1 protein-coding gene is annotated in these 20,428 nt (G+C 67.5%); it reads right to left on the reverse strand.

Annotated features, from left to right (window positions below):
• Nucleotides 1-20,424 (reverse strand): type I polyketide synthase, encoded by a 20,424-nt coding sequence (locus AOZ06_RS60745; RefSeq protein ID WP_054294059.1) that lies wholly within the window; start codon nucleotides 20,422-20,424, stop codon nucleotides 1-3.
• Between the last annotated feature and the right edge of the window lie 4 nt (nucleotides 20,425-20,428).

The following is a 20,428-nucleotide window of genomic DNA, read 5'->3' on the forward strand; positions in this document are numbered from 1 at the left end:
TCAGCCCGAAGAGTTCTCGGCCGCGAGCCGCAGCAGGCTCTCCGCGTCCATGTCGTCGATCGATGTGCTGCTCCCGGCACCCGGCGGGACGTCCGACGCCGGATCGGCCAGCCGCAGCAGGATCTCGAGCACCCCGGCCTGGCGGATTCGATCGACCGGGATACCGGCGAGGACCTGGCGGATGCCGTCGTCCGGATCGGCCGCTCCCCGCGTGCCGGACACCAGTTCGGTGTGCAAGTGCCTGCTCAACGCGGCTGGTGTCGGGTAGTCGAAGACCATGCTCGTCGGCAGCGACAGCCCGACGGCGGTGTTGAGCCCGTTGCGCAGCTCGACCGCGGCGAGCGAGTCGAAACCGAGTTCCCTGAAGGCCTTGTCGGGTTCGATCGCGTGCGCACCGTCGTGGCCGAGCACTGTCGCGATCTGGCTGCGGACCACGCCGAGCACCAACGCGTACTGCTCGTTCTCGTTGGCTGTCGACAACCTCTCACGCAATGACTTGGCACTCGCCGGAGCACGCTCGTCCCGGCGTGGCCGCACGAGCCCTTCCAGCAACGGAGGAATCTCGCCGGTGACGCCCGCAGTGCGCAACCGAACCGGCACCACGACGGTGCCGTCCGAGGACACGGCCGCGTCGAACAACGCGAGTCCTTCAGCTGCCGACAACGGCACGACTCCACCACGCGACTGCCTGCGCACGTCGGCGGCGGTGAGGGTCTTGGCCATCCCACCCTCCTGGTCCTCCCACAGTCCCCAAGCGAGTGACTGCGCCACAAGGCCCTGTGCCCGCCGGTGCTCGGCCAGTGCGTCGAGGAAAGCGTTCGCCGCCGCGTAGTTCGACTGCCCCGCAGCGCCCAGCACGCCCGTGACGGACGAGAACAGCGCGAACAAGGACAGGTCCATGTCCTTCGTCAGCTCATGCAGGGCCAGGGCGGCGTCTGCCTTGGGGCGCAGCACAGTGGCCAGCCGGTCGTCGGTCATCGCGGTCAACACGCCGTCGTCGAGAACTCCAGCGGCATGGACGACACCCGTCAGCGGGAAGTCGGCCGGGATGTCCGCCAGCAGGTCCGCCAGCGCGGAGACATCGCTCACGTCACACGCCGCGACGGTGACCTCGGCACCGAGATCACGGAGTTCGGCGGCGAGTTCCCCTGCGCCTGGGGCGTCTGGTCCCCGGCGGCTCACCAGCAGCAACCGCTGGACCCCGTGTTCGGTCACCAGGTGCCGGGCCACCAGAGCGCCGAGACCGCCGGTGCCACCGGTGACCAGGATCGTTCCGCCGGTGATCCGGTCTGTCGCGGCCGGGGCTCGCACGCGGACCAACCGGGGAACGTGGATCGCACCGCCGCGCAGCGCGAACTGCGGTTCACCGGTGGCCAAAGCCGCGGGGAGCGCGTCGAGCGAATCGTCCACGTCCGCCAGCACGATCCGGCCGGGGTGTTCGGTCTGCGCGGACCGCACCAACCCCCACACCGCCGCACCAGCGAGGTCCGTGAGCTCCCCGACCGGCACCGCGCCACGCGTGACCACCACCAGTCGTGACGCCGCCCGGCGTTCGTCGGCCAGCCAGCGCTGGATCGCCGCCAGTACGTCGCTGACGACCGCGTGCGTGGTCCGCTGTTCTCCGGCGCAAGCGAGCACCACGATGTCCGGCTCGTCCACGGCGGCGCTGACAGGGATCCCACTCGACGCCAGGGACTGCGCGAACCGCTCGTCGAGAACCAGCCACGGGTTCGCGGAGCCGACGCTCTCGTTGACCGGTCGCGGCTGCCATTCGACGCGGAACATCGAGTCCGACGCCCGGCCGCCCGGCATTCGGACCTGGTCGGCCGGGCGCAGCGCGACGCCCTCGGCAGACGCCACCGGCGTACCGGCGAAGTCCACGGCATCGAAGGACAGCGTCGCACCGTCCGTTTTGGACAGGCGGACCCGGAGTTCGGCGACACCAGAGGCATACCGGGACAGGCCGGTCCACGTTGCCGGTACCGCACCGGGGAACTCGACCGCCGCGACGTGTGTGGCTGCGTCGAGCAGTGCCGGGTGCAGGCCGTAGCGCGCGGCGGTGAGCTGCTCCTCCTCCGGCAGAACGACTTCGGCGAACAACTCGCCGCCACGTCGCCACGCCGCTCGTACGCCGTGGAACGCGGGTCCGTGGTCGACGGCCATTTCGTCGTACAACTCGTCCAGGTCGATGGCTTCCGCATCAGCCGGTGGCCAGGTGGTCACGCCGAACTCGAACGGTCGCGCGTCGGCGCTCAGCACTCCACGGGCGTTGCGCGTCCAGTCCTGGTCAGCGGACTCCGTCGTGGAGAACACGCTGACCGGGCGACGACCGGAGTCGTCCGGCGGGCCGACGGACACCTGGATCCGCACGCTGTCCGACTCGGGGATCACAAGGGGAACGAGTGCCGTGAGGTTGTCCACTGTGGCAGTGCTGACCTCGTCACCTGCCCGCGTCACAAGCTCGACCAACGCCGAGACCGGCAGGACGGACACACCTGAGATCGCGTGGTCCGCCAGCCAGGGATGTGTGGCCAGCGACAACCTGCCGGTGAACACCACGCTGTCCGATTCGGGCAGCGTGACCGCGGCGGCTATCAGCGGGTGGTCGGCGGCGACCTGTCCGAGACCGGTCGCGTCGCCCGCGGCAGCAGGGGCGTTCAGCCAGAAGCGCTTGCGTTGGAAGGCATAGGTGGGCAGGTCGATGTAGCGTGCGGGGACGTCGGTGAAGAAGCGCTTCCAGTCCACGACGGAACCGGCCGTGTGCAAGGAGGCGGCAGCTTCCACGACGGACGAAGACTCGTCGGTGTCCCGTCGCAGGGTGGGCACCACCAGAGTGGCCCGGTCTGAGGACAGGCAGTCATGAACCAACGCCGTCAACGCAGACCCTGGCCCCACCTCCACAAACCGAGTAACCCCCAACGACTCCAACGACCTCACGGCATCAGCGAACAGCACAGGCTCACGGACCTGCCGAACCCAGTACCCAGGTGTCCCGAACTCGTCGGAAATCACCGCACCGGTCACCGTCGACACAACCGGAATCCGCGGCTCACCGAACGAGAGGCCACCAACAACCCGCTCGAACTCCACCAGCATCGGCTCCATCAACGACGAATGAAACGCATGCGACACACGCAACCGACGCGTCCGCACACCCTCCGCCGCGAAACCCTCAACAACCCCCAACACCACCGACTCAACACCCGAAACCACCACCTGACGAGGACCATTCACCGCCGCAACACCAACACCCGACACACCCTCAACCCGAGCAACCACCTCCGCCACCGGCGCCGCCACCGACACCATCGCCCCACCACCCGGCAACCCCTGCATCAACCGACCACGCGCCACCACCAACCGCACCGCATCACCCAACGACAACACACCCGACACACACGCCGCAGCAACCTCACCCACCGAATGACCCACCAGATAATCCGGCCGCACACCCCACGACTCCAACAACCGAAACAACGACACCTCAACCGCGAACAAACCAACCTGAGCAAACACAGTCCGATCCACCACACCCCCATCACCACCCCACAACACCTCAGCCAACGAACCACCCAACTCAGCATCAACCAACCCACACACCTCACCAAAAACCGAACCGAACACCGGGAACGACTCCGCCAAACCACGACCCATCCCCACCACCTGCGAACCCTGACCAGAGAACAACAAGGCCACCATGCCCTGGTCGGCCACGACCGAACCGGCCTCGCCGTCGACAAAAGCACGCAAGCGCTTGGTCAGTGCATCGAGACTGTCGCCGACGAGAGCGAATCGGTGCTTGTGCACGGCGCGCTTGGTGGCCAAGACGTTGGCAACATCAGCCGGGTCGGTGTCCGGGTGGACTTCGGTGTAGGTCAGCAGCCGACGAGCTTGGGCACGAAGCGCTTCCTCGTTCTTGGCGGACAAAAGCCAAGGAACCGCACGCATCTCATTGTTGGTCGGGCTCTCCCCGGCAACGGGTGCCTCGATGATGACGTGTGCGTTGGTGCCGGAAATACCGAACGACGACACACCAGCCCGCCGAGGACGATCAACCTCCGGCCACACAACCTGCTCGGTAACGAGTTGAACCGAACCAGCAGACCAGTCCACATGAGACGTGGGCTCATCAACATGCAACGTCCTCGGCAACACACCATGCCGCATCGCCATCACCATCTTGATCACACCAGCAACACCAGCAGCCGCCTGCGTATGACCAAGATTCGACTTGATCGAACCCAACAACAACGGACGAACCCGACCCTGACCATACGTCGCGATCAAAGCCTGCGCCTCAATCGGATCACCCAAAGCAGTCCCAGTACCGTGCGCCTCCACCACATCCACATCAGACACACCAAGACCAGCACCCGCCAACGCCGCACGAATCACCCGCTGCTGCGACGGACCATTCGGAGCCGTCAAACCATTCGACGCACCATCCTGGTTCACCGCACTACCACGAACCACACCCAACACCCGACGACCATCACGCCGAGCATCCGACAAACGCTGCACAAGAAGCAGCCCAACACCCTCGGACCAAGCAGTACCGTCGGCAGTGTCCGAGAACGCCTTACAACGTCCATCCGAGGCCAGCGCACCCTGCCGACCGAACTCGACGAAGGCAGCCGGAGTCGCCATCACGGTCACGCCACCGGCCAACGCCAGATCGCACTCACCGGAACGCAACGCCTGCGCCGCCAAATGCAACGCCACCAACGACGACGAACACGCCGTGTCCACCGTCACCGCAGGACCCTCAAGACCCAACGAATACGCCACACGACCCGACAGAACGCTTCCCGAGTTCCCGTTGCCGAGGAATCCAACCAGGTCCTCCGACAACGAACCCTGTGCTCTGGACGCGTAGTCGTGGTACATCAGGCCCGCGAACACGCCAGTCCGGCTGCCCCGCAGTGAAGCGGGGTCGATTCCGGCATGTTCGAACGCCTCCCACGAGACTTCGAGCATCAACCGCTGCTGCGGGTCCATCGCCAACGCCTCACGCGGCGAGATCCCGAAGAACTCCGCGTCGAAGTCCGCCGCCGAGTGCAGGAACCCGCCCGCACGCGGGTAGGAGCTGCCGGAACCGGTGGTCCAGCCGCGGTCCTGCGGGAAGTCCGAAATTGCGTCGGCCCCGTCGACGACCAGCTGCCACAGCTCGTCCGGCGACGAGACACCACCCGGGTAACGGCAAGCCATGCCCACGATCACGACGGGATCGTCGAGATCCCGGGTGACTGCCGGGGTGGGCAGGATGACCTGTTCCCGCGTGCCGTCCAGGTCACCTCGGACATGGGCGGCGAGGTCCCGTGGCGTGGGGTAGTCGAACACCGCCGTGGCTGACAACTTGGCGCCGCAGACCTCTGTCAGGGCGTTGCGCAGTTCGACCGCCATGAGCGAGTCGAAGCCCAGGTCCCGGAACGAACGATCCGGGTCGATCGCTCCCCCGCCGCTGACCGCGGCCACCTGCTCGCACACCACGGCAAGCACCGCTGCTCCCCGCTCGCTTTCGGGAAGCAACAGAAGCCGCTCACGCAGGGACTTGTCCACCGTGACGGCACGCGCGGCAGACACCCGTGGCCGCACCAGTCCTTGGAGCATCGGCGGTATCGCGCCGATGCCGTTGAGGTTCATGTGCATGGGGATCAACACGGCTTCGTCGTGCCGTGATCCCGTGTCGAACAGGGACAGCCCTACCGGCGTGGTCAGTGGAACCACTCCGGTGCGTGCCAGGCGTCGCACGTCGGGGCCGCTCAGTCCGGCCGACATCCCGGTGTCGTCAGCCCACAAACCCCACGCCATGGACTGCCCTGCCAAGCCCTGCGCGCGCCGGTACGTCGCCAGTGCGTCGAGGAACGCGTTGGCGGCGGCATAGTTCGCCTGCCCGGCGGCACCGAGCACACCGGCCGCAGACGAGAACATCACGAAGGCCGACAGATCGAGGTCCTGCGTCAGCTCGTGCAGGTGCCAGGCGGCATCGACCTTCGGCCGCAACACCGTCTCGAGCTGTTCGTCGCTCAGTGCGGTGACCAGGCCGTCGTCCAGTACACCTGCCGCGTGCACAACACCGACCAGCGGGTGGTCGGCAGGGATCGTCGCAAGCACTTCCGCCAACGCGGATCGGTCAGCCACGTCACAGGCCGCCACGCTCACGTGCGCACCCAGTTCACCGAGTTCGGCCACGAGCTGGCCGGCGCCAGGAGCTTCCAGGCCGCGACGGCTCACCAACGCCAGGTGCCTCGCACCGTGTTCGACGACCAGGTGCCGGGCGAGCGCTGCTCCCAGGCCACCGGTTCCGCCGGTCACGAGCGTCGTTCCGGCACTCCAGTCCGGCGCGGTCGCGGTGGCCGGTGTGGTGAGCCGGGCCAGCCGCGGCACGAGGACTGCGTCTCCGCGAACGAGCAGTTCGGGTTCGGCCGCTGCCTTCGTGACCGCGACCAGGTCGTCGATCGGGCGGGCCAGGTCGTCGGTGTGCAGCAGTGTGATCCGCCCGGGCGTGTTCTCCGACTGCGCGGAACGCACCAGGCCACACACCGCCGCGAGGGACGGCTCGTCAGTTCCCGCTGTGATGCCGTGGGCCAGCACCACCAGACGGCTGGATCCGTACCTCTCGTCCGTCGACCAGTCCCGGAGCACCGCGAGTGCCCGCCTGGTGTCGTGATGCACTTCAGCCGGGACGTCCGAAGCACCTCCGGCGGTGAACGCGATGACGAGCACGTCGGCGACGGGCCCGTCCTGCGCGTACCAGGACCACGTTTCCGGCTCGGCTGTCGGCTGCGGCGGCGTGATCGGCACCCAGTTCCTGCGGAACAGGAGGTCGTCGTGGTCTGTCCGGGCGGCGGCCAACTGCTCGGGCGAGATGGGTCGCGACACCAACGAGCCGACGTCCGCGACCGGGATGCCGTCCTGCGTGGCCAAGTGGATCGCCATCGTGTTCTCACCGCTCGTGACGACGCTGACGCGCAACGCGGTGGCCCCCGCCGCGTGGAGGGTCACCCCGGTCCACGCGAACGGCAACGCAGCCGCTTCACCGTTCACAGCAGCGACATGCAACGCCGCGTCGAACAACGCCGGATGCAGGCCGTAACGGGTGGCCGCCGGGTGCTCGTCCTCCGGCAGGTCCACTTCGGCGAACAGCTCCTCGCCGCGCTGCCAGGCCGCCCGAACGCCGCGGAACACCGGACCATAGTCGAGTCCGCGCGCCGCGAGCTTGTCGTACAGCGCATCCGGGTCCACAGCCAGAGCACCGACCGGCGGCCACGCCGACGAGTCCTGCTGGAGGGGGATCGCGATCGGGCTCGCAAGCTCACCTGTCGCGTGACACGTCCACCTCTGGTCAGCGGCGGTGTCCTCAGGCCGGGAGTAGACGCTGACGGTTCTGCGGCCGTCGTCACCGACCTGGCCGACCGACACCTGCACGCTGACCGCCGCGTTGGCGGGCATCACCAGCGGTGCCTGGATCGACAGCTCCTCGACGACCGGACATCCCAGCTCGTCGCCCGCGTGCCGCGCTAGTTCCACGAACCCGGTTGCCGGGAAGAGCACAATCCCGGCAACGAGGTGGTCGGCCAACCACAGCTGCGTGGCCACCGACAACCGCCCGGTGAAGGCCATCCCGCCCGTTGCGGGCAGGGCCACGGCCGCGCCGAGCAGGGGATGCGTGACCGCCTGCTGGCCGACGTTCCTGATGTCGCCGGGTTGCCCGACTGGGACGTCGTACCAGTATCGCCTGTGTTGGAAGGCATAGGTCGGCAGGTCGACCTGGTTGACACCTGCGAAGAACCGGGCCCATTCGAGCGAAGCCCCGGAGACGTGCAGACCGGCGATCGCTTCGACCACCTGCCGAGGTTCGTCCTCGCCTCGCCGCAGGGTCGGCAGGACCACCGCTTGCGAATCGACGAGGTTCTCCTTCGCCAGAACGGTCAAGGCCGTACCCGGGCCGATCTCCACGAACCGGCGAACGCCCTCCGCCGCCAAGTGGTTCACCGCGTCAGCGAACAGCACAGGCTCACGGACCTGCCGAACCCAATACTGAGGGGTGCTCATGTCCAGTCCGGCACCCACCGTCGACACAACCGGAATCCGCGGCGCACCGAACGAGAGGCCACCAACAACCCGCTCGAACTCCACCAGCATCGGCTCCATCAACGACGAATGAAACGCATGCGACACACGCAACCGACGCGTCCGCACACCCTCCGCCGCGAAACCCTCAACAACCCCCAACACCACCGACTCAACACCCGAAACCACCACCTGACGAGGACCATTCACCGCCGCAACACCAACACCCGACACACCCTCAACCCGAGCAACCACCTCCGCCACCGGCGCCGCCACCGACACCATCGCCCCACCACCCGGCAACCCCTGCATCAACCGACCACGCGCCACCACCAACCGCACCGCATCACCCAACGACAACACACCCGACACACACGCCGCAGCAACCTCACCCACCGAATGACCCACCAGATAATCCGGCCGCACACCCCACGACTCCAACAACCGAAACAACGACACCTCAACCGCGAACAAACCAACCTGAGCAAACACAGTCCGATCCACCACACCCCCATCACCACCCCACAACACCTCAGCCAACGAACCACCCAACTCAGCATCAACCAACCCACACACCTCACCAAAAACCGAACCGAACACCGGGAACGACTCCGCCAAACCACGACCCATCCCCACCACCTGCGAACCCTGACCAGGGAACAGGAATCCGGTCGATCCGGTCTGCTCGCGTCCAGCGAAAATGCCGTCCACCAGTTCACCGGCTGCGACCGCCGCCAGGCCATGCCTCAGCTCTTCGCGGTCAGCCCCGATGACGCTCGCGCGAAACTCCAGGTGCGCTCTGGCGGTCGCCAGCGACCGACCGACTTCACCAGCGGCCGTTTCCGGATGCGCATCCACATGAGACAGAAGTCGATTCGCTTGTGCTCGCAGCGCTTCGGGTGATCGCGCCGACACGGACCAGACGACGAGGTCGGGATCGGCCGCCGAGGACTCCGCAGTCGGCTCGGACGGCTGCTCGATGATGACGTGTGCGTTGGTGCCGGAAATACCGAAAGACGACACACCAGCCCGCCGAGGACGATCAACCTCCGGCCACACAACCCGCTCAGTCAACAACTCGACGGAACCAGCGGTCCAGTCCACGTGCGGTGTCGGCTCGTCGACGTGCAACGACCGCGGCAACACACCATGCCGCATCGCCATCACCATCTTGATCACACCAGCAACACCAGCAGCCGCCTGCGTATGACCAAGATTCGACTTGATCGAACCCAACAACAACGGACGAACCCGACCCTGACCATACGTCGCAAGCAAAGCCTGCGCCTCAATCGGATCACCCAGTTTCGTCCCCGTGCCGTGCGCCTCCACCGCATCCACATCCACAGCGGACAAACCCGAGTTCCGCAACGCCGCACGAATCACCCGCTGCTGCGACGGACCATTCGGAGCCGTCAAACCATTCGACGCACCATCCTGATTCACCGCACTACCACGAACCACACCCAACACCCGACGACCATCACGCCGAGCATCCGACAAACGCTGCACAAGAAGCAGCCCAACACCCTCGGACCAACCCGTCCCATCAGCACCAGCCGCAAAAGACTTGCAGCGGCCATCCGGAGAAAGACCGCCCTGCCGGGAGAATCCCACGAATGCAGCCGGAGTCGCCATCACGGTCACGCCACCGGCCAACGCCAGATCACACTCACCCGTACGCAACGCCTGCGCCGCCAAATGCAACGCCACCAACGACGACGAACACGCCGTGTCCACCGTCACCGCAGGACCCTCAAAACCCAACGCATACGCCACACGGCCGGAAGCGATACTGCCGGAGTTCCCCGTCCCCACGTATCCCTCGGCGTCGTCGACATCAGCCATCCGGGCGCCGTAGTCGTGGTACATCACACCAGCGAACACACCAGTCCGGCTACCCCGCAACGAAACCGGATCAATCCCAGCCCGCTCCACAACCTCCCACGACACCTCCAGCAACAACCGCTGCTGCGGATCCATCGCCAACGCCTCACGCGGCGAGATCCCGAAGAACCCCGCGTCAAAATCCGCGGCGTCATGCAGGAACCCACCGTGCCGGGTGGCGGACTTGCCGTACCGGGAGGCGTCCGGGTCGTACAGGCCGTCGCCGTCCCAGCCGCGGTCGGCCGGGAACTCCGATATCGCGTCCCCGTCGGTCGAGACCAATCGCCAGAGGTCCTCCGGTGACGTGATCCCGCCCGGGTAGCGGCAGGCCATCCCGACGATCACGATCGGGTCGTCGTCGAGCACCTGCGGCGCTTCGCCGACCTCGGACTCGGCCGGTTCACCGACCAATTCGGACACCAGGTACTCGGCCAGGGCGGCGGGATTCGGGTGGTCGAAAACCAGGGTCGCGGGCAGCCGCAGCCGTGTGGCGGTGGACAACCCGTTGCGCAGTTCGACCGCTGTGAGCGAGTCGAAGCCGAGGCCCTGGAAAGCACGGCCGGGGTGGATTTCGGCGGCCGACGCGTGCCCGAGCACCGCGGCTGTCTGTGCGAGCACCAGGTCCTGCACGGTTCGCAGACGAGCGGACGCGTCCATGCCGGAGAGCTGACGGCGGAACGTCGTGCCGCCGGCGGGGGCGGTCTCCCGTGCCCGCTTCGCTGGAGCGAGCCGCATGGGGACCAGGACCGGGTGGCCGTTGCGGCCTGCCGCGTCGAACAGCGCCAGTCCTTCCGGCGCGGACAACGCCGTGACACCAGCGCGGGTGAGCCGCTCGGTGTCCGCTTCGGACATCCGTGTTGCCATGCCACCGTCGGTGTTCGCCCACAACCCCCAGGCCAGCGACTGTCCCGGCAGATCCTGTTCCCGCCGGTGGACAGCGAGTGCGTCGAGGAATGCGTTGGCTGCCGCGTAGTTGGCCTGTCCTGCCGCGCCGATCACCCCGGCGGCGGACGAGAAGAGGACGAACGCGCCCAGGTCCGAGTCCTTCGTCAGCTCGTGCAGGTGCCAGGCCGCATCCACCTTCGGGCGCAGCACAAGAGCCAGTCGCTCGGGTGACAGGGCGGTCAGCACACCGTCGTCGAGGACTCCCGCGGTGTGCACGATCCCGCCCAACGGATGGTCGGCCGGGATCGTTGCCAGCACCTGGGCCAGTGCGGCGCGGTCGCTCGTGTCGCAGGCAGCCACGTCGACGTGCGCGCCGAGCGCAGTCAACTCGTCGACCAGTTCGGCAGCGCCCGGTGCGTCCGTTCCCCGCCTGCTCACCAGAACAAGCCGTTCGACCCCGTGGACCGTGACCAGGTGCCTGGCGATCAACGCACCAAGCCCACCCGTCCCACCGGTCACCAGGACAGTCCCCCGCCACGCGGGAACCTCGTCCACGGTCGTGCGCACGACTGGAACCAGCCGATGCCCGAGCACAGAGTCGCCGCGGATCGCCACCTGGTTCTCGCCCGTGCGGAGAGCCGACGCCAGCGCAGCCGCGGCCTCGTCAGGCTCGTCGACGTCGACCAGGACGATTCGGCCGGGGTGCTCCAGTTGGGCTGAGCGGATCAACCCCCACACCGCCGCGCCGGCCAGATCCACCGGTCGCGAGCTTCCACCAGCGGAAACCGCGTTCTGCGTCAGCACAACCAGCTTGGACGAGCCGAAGCGGACATCCGACAACCACTGCTGAACGGCGTCGAGAGCGGCCGTTGTCGTCGCGTGCACCCTGTCCACGGTGTCGTCGTGGTCGGAGCCAGTAAGGAATGGCAGGACGATCACGTCGGCGTTCGCGTTCGCCAGGCTTTCCAGCCCCCACCACGCCCATGACTGGACGGCGCCCGCTGGTGTCGTGACGGCCACCCACTCCGACCTGTGCATTGGCTCGGAGTGGCCGGTCTGAGCTGCCGCGAGTTGTTCAGCCGTCACCGGGCGCAGGACGACGGACTCGACGGATGCCACCGGCGACCCGTCGATGTCGTTCATGGCCAGCGAAAGCGCACCAGAGTCCGTGCTGGTCAGCTTCAGCCTGAGCTCGGTGGCACCGGCCTTGTTGAGCTCGAAACCGCTCCAGGAGAAGGGCAACTTCGACCCTGTCCCGTCCCAGGCCCGATCGGACAGCCGCGCCACGTGCAGCGCCGCGTCGAAGAGGGCGGGGTGCAGACCGAACCGGGATCCACCGACGAGATCTCCGTCCGGCAGGGCGAGCTCGGCGAACAGCTCGTGGTCCCTGCGCCACACGCGCTGCACACCGTGGAAGGCAGGCCCGTAGTCCAGTCCTGCCGCGGCCAGGTCTTCGTAGAGGCCGTCGACGTCAACGGCTCGTGCTCCGCTGGGTGGCCAGGAGGTCACGTCGTCGCGACGAGTGGCTGGACGTGCCGGAACCAAGGTGCCCGACGCGTGACACGTCCAGGACTGGTCGGCCGAGGCACCGGCGATGCGGGAGTACACGCGCACCTCGCGCTGGCCCGACTTCTCCTCGCCGACAGAGATCTGCAGCTCCACAGCGCCCTGCTCGGGCATAGCCAGTGGCGCCTGGATCGTCAGCTCGTCGACGACCGGGTAGTCGACGCAACCACCGGCATGAGCGGCGAGCTCGACGAACCCCGTCCCCGGGAACAGGGATACGCCTCGCACGGCGTGGTCCACCAGCCACTGATGGGACGCCAGGGACAGCTTGCCGGTGAGCAACGCACCGCCTGAGTCCGCGAGCACGACCGCGGCCGAAAGCAACGGGTGCCCAGATCCGGCGCTACCCGTCGCCACAGCGTCGCCTGTCGGCCAATAACGCTTGCGGTGGAAGGCGTACGTAGGCAGGTCGACTGTGCGTGCCCTGCCGAATACCGGTGCCAGGCTGAGCGGTACGCCGTTGACGTACAGGCGAGCGATACCGTCGATGACCGACTGCGATTCGGGCTGGTTACGGCGCAGCAGTGCGACCGCAGCACCTTCTTCGAGGTCTGCGAGACAGCTCTCGACCATTGTGGACAAAGCGCTGCCCGGACCGGCTTCGACGAACCTCGTGACGCCCTGCTCCGCCACCCGTGCCACGGCGTCAGCGAACAGCACAGGCTCACGGACCTGCCGAACCCAATACTGAGGGGTGCTCATGTCCAGTCCGGCACCCACCGTCGACACAACCGGAATCCGCGGCTCACCGAACGAGAGGCCACCAACAACCCGCTCGAACTCCACCAGCATCGGCTCCATCAACGACGAATGAAACGCATGCGACACACGCAACCGACGCGTCCGCACACCCTCCGCCGCGAAACCCTCAACAACCCCCAACACCACCGACTCAACACCCGAAACCACCACCTGACGAGGACCATTCACCGCCGCAACACCAACACCCGACACACCCTCAACCCGAGCAACCACCTCCGCCACCGGCGCCGCCACCGACACCATCGCCCCACCACCCGGCAACCCCTGCATCAACCGACCACGCGCCACCACCAACCGCACCGCATCACCCAACGACAACACACCCGACACACACGCCGCAGCAACCTCACCCACCGAATGACCCACCAGATAATCCGGCCGCACACCCCACGACTCCAACAACCGAAACAACGACACCTCAACCGCGAACAAACCAACCTGAGCAAACACAGTCCGATCCACCACACCCCCATCACCACCCCACAACACCTCAGCCAACGAACCACCCAACTCAGCATCAACCAACCCACACACCTCACCAAAAACCGAACCGAACACCGGGAACGACTCCGCCAAACCACGACCCATCCCCACCACCTGCGAACCCTGACCAGGAAAAAGCAGGGCCAGTTTGCCGCTGCCGGCGATTCCCTCCGCGATGCGGTCGCCGGGCGAGGTGCCTGTTGCGATGGTTTCCAATCCACGCAGGAAGTCCGAGCGGTCCGTCCCGACAACCACCGCGCGGTGGTTTAATGCTGCTCGTCCTGTCGCCAACGAATACCCGATGTCGGCGACAGAGCTTCCTGGGGAGCGGCTCGCCCATGTACGGAGGCGTTCCGCTTGTACGCGCAGAGCCCGGTCGGATTTGGCCGAAAGAACCCAAGGCAACGGCGTGGCCGGGGTGTTGTCCGTCGGCTCCTCTCCCGTCGGCACCTGCTCGATGATGATGTGCGCGTTGGTGCCGGAAATACCGAACGACGACACACCAGCCCGCCGAGGACGATCCACCTCCGGCCACACAACCCGCTCAGTCAACAACTCGACGGAACCAGCGGTCCAGTCCACGTGCGGTGTCGGCTCGTCGACGTGCAACGACCGCGGCAACACACCATGCCGCATCGCCATCACCATCTTGATCACACCAGCAACACCAGCAGCCGCCTGCGTATGACCAAGATTCGACTTGATCGAACCCAACAACAACGGACGAACCCGACCCTGACCATACGTCGCAAGCAAAGCCTGCGCCTCAATCGGATCACCCAGCCTCGTACCCGTACCGTGCGCCTCCACCACATCCACATCAGACACACCAAGACCAGCACCCGCCAACGCCGCACGAATCACCCGCTGCTGCGACGGACCATTCGGAGCCGTCAAACCATTCGACGCACCATCCTGATTCACCGCACTACCACGAACCACACCCAACACCCGACGACCATCACGCCGAGCATCCGACAAACGCTGCACCAACAACAAACCAGCACCCTCGGACCAACCCGTCCCATCAGCACCAGCCGCAAAAGACTTGCAGCGGCCATCCGGAGCGAGACCGCGCTGTCTGCTGAAGTCCACAAAGGTCGTAGGTGTGGCCATCACCGTCACACCACCGGCCAACGCCAGATCGCACTCACCGGAACGCAACGCCTGCGCCGCCAAATGCAACGCCACCAACGACGACGAACACGCCGTGTCCACCGTCACCGCAGGACCCTCAAGACCCAACGTGTAGGCCACACGACCCGAAGCGACACTTCCTGACGTGCCTGTACCCACATATCCTTCGACATCGTCGGCCACCGCGCCGATCCGAGTGCCGTAGTCGTGGTACATCACACCTACGAAAACACCAGTCCGACTACCCCGCAACGAAACCGGATCAATCCCAGCCCGCTCCACAACCTCCCACGACACCTCCAGCAACAACCGCTGCTGCGGATCCATCGCCAACGCCTCACGCGGCGAGATCCCGAAGAACTCCGCGTCGAAGTCCGCGGCGTCGTGCAGGAACCCACCGTGGCGCGTGTAGCTGTGGCCGGTCCGCCCTGGTTCGGGATCGTAGAGTCCCGGGTCCCAGCCGCGGTCGGCCGGGAACTCCGACACCGCGTCGGTTCCCGCGGCGACCAGGTCCCACAGGTCTTCCGGTGACGTGATCCCGCCCGGGTAGCGGCAGGCCATCCCGACGATCACGATCGGGTCGTCGTCCTGGACCACCGCGGTCACCTGGCGGGGCAGTTTCTCGTCGGCGCCGAACAGTGCGGCGTGCAGGTGGACCGCCAGCCCCCGTGGGGTCGGGTAGTCGAACACGGCAGTCGCCGATAGCCGGACACCGGTCAGCGAGACCAAGCCGTTGCGCAGTTCCACGGACATCAGCGAGTCGAACCCGAGGTCCTTGAACGGGCGGTCCGCGTCGACCGCGGCACCGTCCGGGTATCCCACGACCACCGCGACCTGGTCACGGACCAGCGCGAGAACCGCGTCCTGCCGCTCAGGTGGTGACAGGCGCGCCATGCGGTCACGCGGTGACCGCGAACCTGGGTTCGGCACCGGGTTCGAGGTGGAACGCCGGACGAGTTCACGCAGCACGGCAGGTGCCGGGTCCGGCACGTTCGTCAGATCGAAGCGGGCCGGTGCCAGCACTGCGTCGTCCGTGCTCAACGCGAGGTCGAACAACGCGAGTCCGTCCGTGGCGGTGAACGGCGCGATACCGCCGCGGGCGAAGCGCGCACGGCTGGTCGCGTCCAGTCCTCCGGTCATGCCGCCGTTGGGCTCCCACATGCCCCACGCGAGCGAGTGGGCCGCAAGCCCCTGGGAGCGCCGATGTACGGCGATGGCGTCCAGGAAGGTGTTGGCGGCGGCGTAGTTCGCCTGCCCGCCGGAGCCCAACAGCCCGGCGGCGGACGAGAACACCACGAACGCCTCGAGGTCCAACTCCTCGGTCAGCTCGTGCAAGTGCCACGCGCCGCCCACCTTGGGCCCGAAGACGTCGACGATCCGCTGCGACGTCATCGTCTCCACGACACCGTCGTCAAGGACACCGGCTGCGTGGATGACCGCGGTCAGCGGGTGCTCGGCGGGAATCCCGTCCAGCAGCAACCGCACGTCGTCGCGGTCGGAGACGTCGCACGCCACCACTCGTACGTCCGCGTCCAAGTCGGCGACGTCGGCACGCCCGCTGCGACCAGCGAGAACCAGGTGGCGGACACCGTGCTCGGCAACCAGATGCCGGGCCAGCAGACCACCGAGAACACCGGTTCCACCGGTGATCAGCACTGTGCCGCCCGGATTCAGTGCGACCGGCTCGCCGCCTGCCTGTGCCCGGACCAGGCGGGGCACCAGCACCCGGCCCTCGCGGATCGCGAGCTGCGGCTCGCCTCCCGCCAGCGCAGCCGGTAGCAGGGCCTCACCGGTGGCATCGGATTCGACCAGGACGAACCGGCCGGGGTGTTCGGTCTGCGCCGAACGCACCAGCCCCCACACACCGGCAGCGGCCCAGTCAGCCGGTCGGACCACCACGACGAGACGGGCCGAGGCGAACCGCTCGTCTCGCAGCCATTGGCGCACGAGCGTCAGAACACGGTGGACGCCCGCGTACCCGGCTGTCATGGCGTCGCCGTCCGCACCGACCACGACCGCCACATCGCCGGGCGCAGTGATCGACGCCAGATCGGCGTCCGGTCCAAGCCACGTGAACCGGGCAGCTCCTTGCGGTGTCCGCACCGGCAACCAATCCGGCCGCAACAACCAGTCGCGGACGTTCACCCTGGCGGGCTGGATGTCACGTGCCGAGGCGGCGCGACCGGTCAGTCTCCGGACTGCCGCCACGGGTTCCCCAGCCGTGTCCGTGACCAGGACGGACACCGTGTCACGGGTCACCGGCGACACCCGGACACGCAGGCGCCTCGGTGTTCCCGGCCAGACCGACACGCCCGACCACGAGAACGGCAGCCAGACCTGTCCTTCACGGGCGTCCACCAGCATCACGTGCAGCGCCGCGTCGAGCAGGGCCGGGTGGACGTCGAAGCCGGCGACGTCGGTGTCCTCGGGCACGGCCACCTCGGCGAACAACTCGTCGCCGCGGCGCCAGGCCGCGCGGAGCCCTCGGAAAACGCTGCCGTAGCCGTATCCGTCGTCGCTGAGGCGGTCGTACACGGTCGTGACGTCCACTGGGGAGGTGCCAGCGGGCGGCCACGCGGTCGGATACGACTCATCGCCGACCGCGCTGTCCTCGGTCAGGACACCTTCGGCGTGCAGCGTCCACTCGGCGGAGTCCACTGCCCGCGACGAGATCGACACCGGCCGAGAGTCACCGCCCGCGCCGACCCGGACCTGCACGACAACGGCTTCCGTCTCGGGCAGCGTCAACGGCGTTCGGGAAGTCAGCTCGGCGAGGTGGGCGCAGCCAAACCGGCGACCGGCGCTCACGGCCATCTCGACCAGTGCGGTACCCGGCACGACCACGGTGCCGAGGATGCGGTGTTCGGCCAGCCACGAGTGGGTGGACAACGAGACGCGACCCGTCAGCACACAGCCGTCATCACCAAGATCCGTCACGGCGCTCAGCAGCGGGTGTCCGGCGGTCAGCAGTCCCGCCGTTTCGACGTCACCGGCACCCGAGGTCGGTGGCATCCAGTAGTGCTCGTGCTGGAACGCGTAGGTGGGCAGCTGGATCTTCCTGCCGCCAGGGAACGCCGCGTCCCACTCCCAGCGCACCCCGGCAACATGCAGCTGCGCGAGAGCGGAGGCGAGGTTGTTCGCTTCTTCGCCCTTGTCCCGTTGTGCCGCGATGAAAGCCGCGCCTGAGTCGAAGTGCCCGCCGAGCGCGGTGAGCGGGGCTCCCGGACCAACTTCGAGGAACACGCTGGTCCCGCGCTCGGCCATTGTTCGCACGGCGTGCTCGAACCGGACGGGCGACCGCAACTGCGCCACCCAGTACTCGGCTGTGGTGACGTCACCGTTCGAGGTCGGCACCATCGCGATGCTCGGGGACCGGAACGTCAAACCCGCCAGCGCCTGCCGGAAGCCGGGAAGCGCCTGGTCCATGTGGTGGGAGTGGAAGGCGTGCGACACGCGCAGCTCGGTGGTCTTGCGCCCCAGCGAAGCCCAGTGGTCCGCCACCCGGCGCACCGCGTCGGCGTCACCGGAGATCACCACGGCTTGCGGCGCGTTGACCGCCGCGAGTGCGACTTCACCGGACAGGTGCTCGTGAATCTCCTCCTCCGAGGCCTGCACCGCGGCCATCACGCCGTCCTGGCGGCATTCCTGCATCAGCCGGGAACGGGCGGCCACCAGCGCGCAGGCGTCGTCGAGGTCGAGCACTCCGGCCACGTGCGCCGCGGCCACCTCGCCGACCGAGTGACCGGCCACGACACTCGGCCTGACGCCGATCGACTCGAACAGCCGAGCCAGCGCCACTTCGAACGCGAACAGGGCCTGCTGGGCGAACTCGGTCCGATCCAGCCGGTGCCGGTCGGACCGGACGACCTCCCGCAGACCGGGGTCCAGCCGCGAGCAGACCTCGTCGAACGCGTCCGCGAAGACGGGGAACGCCTGGTACAGAACCGTTCCCATGTCCAGGCGCTGTGCTCCCTGCCCGGAGAAGACGAAAGCGACCCGGCCGGGGTTGTCCACCACGCCGACCTGGCCACCGCCGTCCGCGACCGCGGCGAGGACCGCGCGCAGGTCGTCGACGTCACCGGCGACGACCTGCGCGCGGTACTCCAGCGCCGAACGCCCGGTCGCCAAGGTGTGCCCGATGTCCACAACAGACATGTCATCGCGCAGGGCGGTCAGCAGCCGACGTGCCTGGTCGCGCAGCGCCGGTTCGGTCCGAGCCGACAACAACAACGGCACGACACGATCGGCCGGAGCCGCAGCCTGCACGCGAGTGACAGCCTGCTCGAGGATCAGGTGCGCGTTCGTACCGCTCACGCCGAACGAGGACACTGCGGCTCGGCGCGGACGGCCCGCCTCGGGCCATGGCTGGTTCTCGGTGAGCAGCCGCACCTGGCCACTCGTCCAGTCCACGTGCGGCGTCGGGCTGTCCACGTGCAATGTCCTGGGCAGCAGGCCGTTGCGGAACGCCATCACCATCTTGATCACACCGGCGACACCGGCAGCCGCTTGGGTGTGGCCGATGTTCGACTTGACCGAACCGAGCCACAGCGGCTCGTCCCGGCCCTGCCCGTAGGTCGCCAGAAGCGCCTCGGCCTCGATGGGGTCGCCGAGCGTCGTGCCAGTGCCGTGCGCCTCCACCGCGTCCACGTCCGACAGGCTGAGCCCGGCGTTCGCCAGCGCCTGCCGGATGACCTGTTCCTGGGCACGCCCGTTCGGGGCCGTCAGGCCGTTGGAGGCGCCGTCCGAGTTCACCGCGCTACCGCGGATGACCGCCAGAACAGGCAGCCCTTCGCGTTCCGCGTCCGACAACCGCGCGAGCAGAAGCACACCGACACCGTCGGCGAAACCCGTTCCATCAGCGGCGGCGGCGAACGCCTTGCAGCGTCCATCTGGTGACAACCCGCGTTGACGCGCGAACTCGACCAGCAAGTTGGGCGATGTCATCAGCGTGACACCACCGGCCACCGCGAGCGAACACTCGCCGTTGCGCAGAGCCTGCGCGGCCAGGTGCATGGCCACCAGTGACGACGAACATGCCGTGTCCACAGTGGCTGCCGGGCCGTTGAACCCGAACGAGTAGGCGATCCGGCCCGACATCAGGCTGGCCGCGTTGCCCGCCGCGAGGTAACCCTCCACCTGCGGTGAGCTCGGCAGTGTCGCGTAGTCCTGCCCCGAGGTGCCGACGAACACACCGACCCGGCTGCCGCGGCGGGAGTCCGCCGGGATACCGGCGCGTTCCAGTGCCTCCCAGGTGACTTCGAGCAGGATCCGCTGCTGCGGATCGGTCGCCATCGCCTCGCGCGGCGTGATCCCGAAGAACTCGGCGTCGAAACCACCCGGGTCGGGCAGGAAACCACCCGCCCGCGTGTACGTGGTCCCGGTGTGCTCCGGATCGGGGTGGTACAGCCCGGCCAGGTCCCAGCCCCGGTCGTCCGGCATCTCGCCCATCGCGTCGCCGCCCGCGCTGACCAGGTCCCACAGCTGCTCGGGTGTGGTGACGCCACCGGGGAATCGGCACGCCATCCCGACGATCGCGATCGGCTCGCGGTGGCCCGCGAGCTCACCTCGCGCCTGGCGCAGGTCTGCCGTGACACGCTTGAGGTACTCGAACAGCCTCCCCTCGTCGCTCATCCGG

It is taken from the genome of Kibdelosporangium phytohabitans (assembly GCF_001302585.1).
GTDB classification, from domain to species: Bacteria; Actinomycetota; Actinomycetes; order Mycobacteriales; family Pseudonocardiaceae; genus Kibdelosporangium; species Kibdelosporangium phytohabitans.

Excerpts from the sequence above, each read along its gene's own strand:
- AOZ06_RS60745 (WP_054294059.1), bottom strand. The coding sequence starts at position 20,424 with ATGAGCGACGAGGGGAGGCTGTTCGAGTACCTCAAGCGTGTCACGGCA.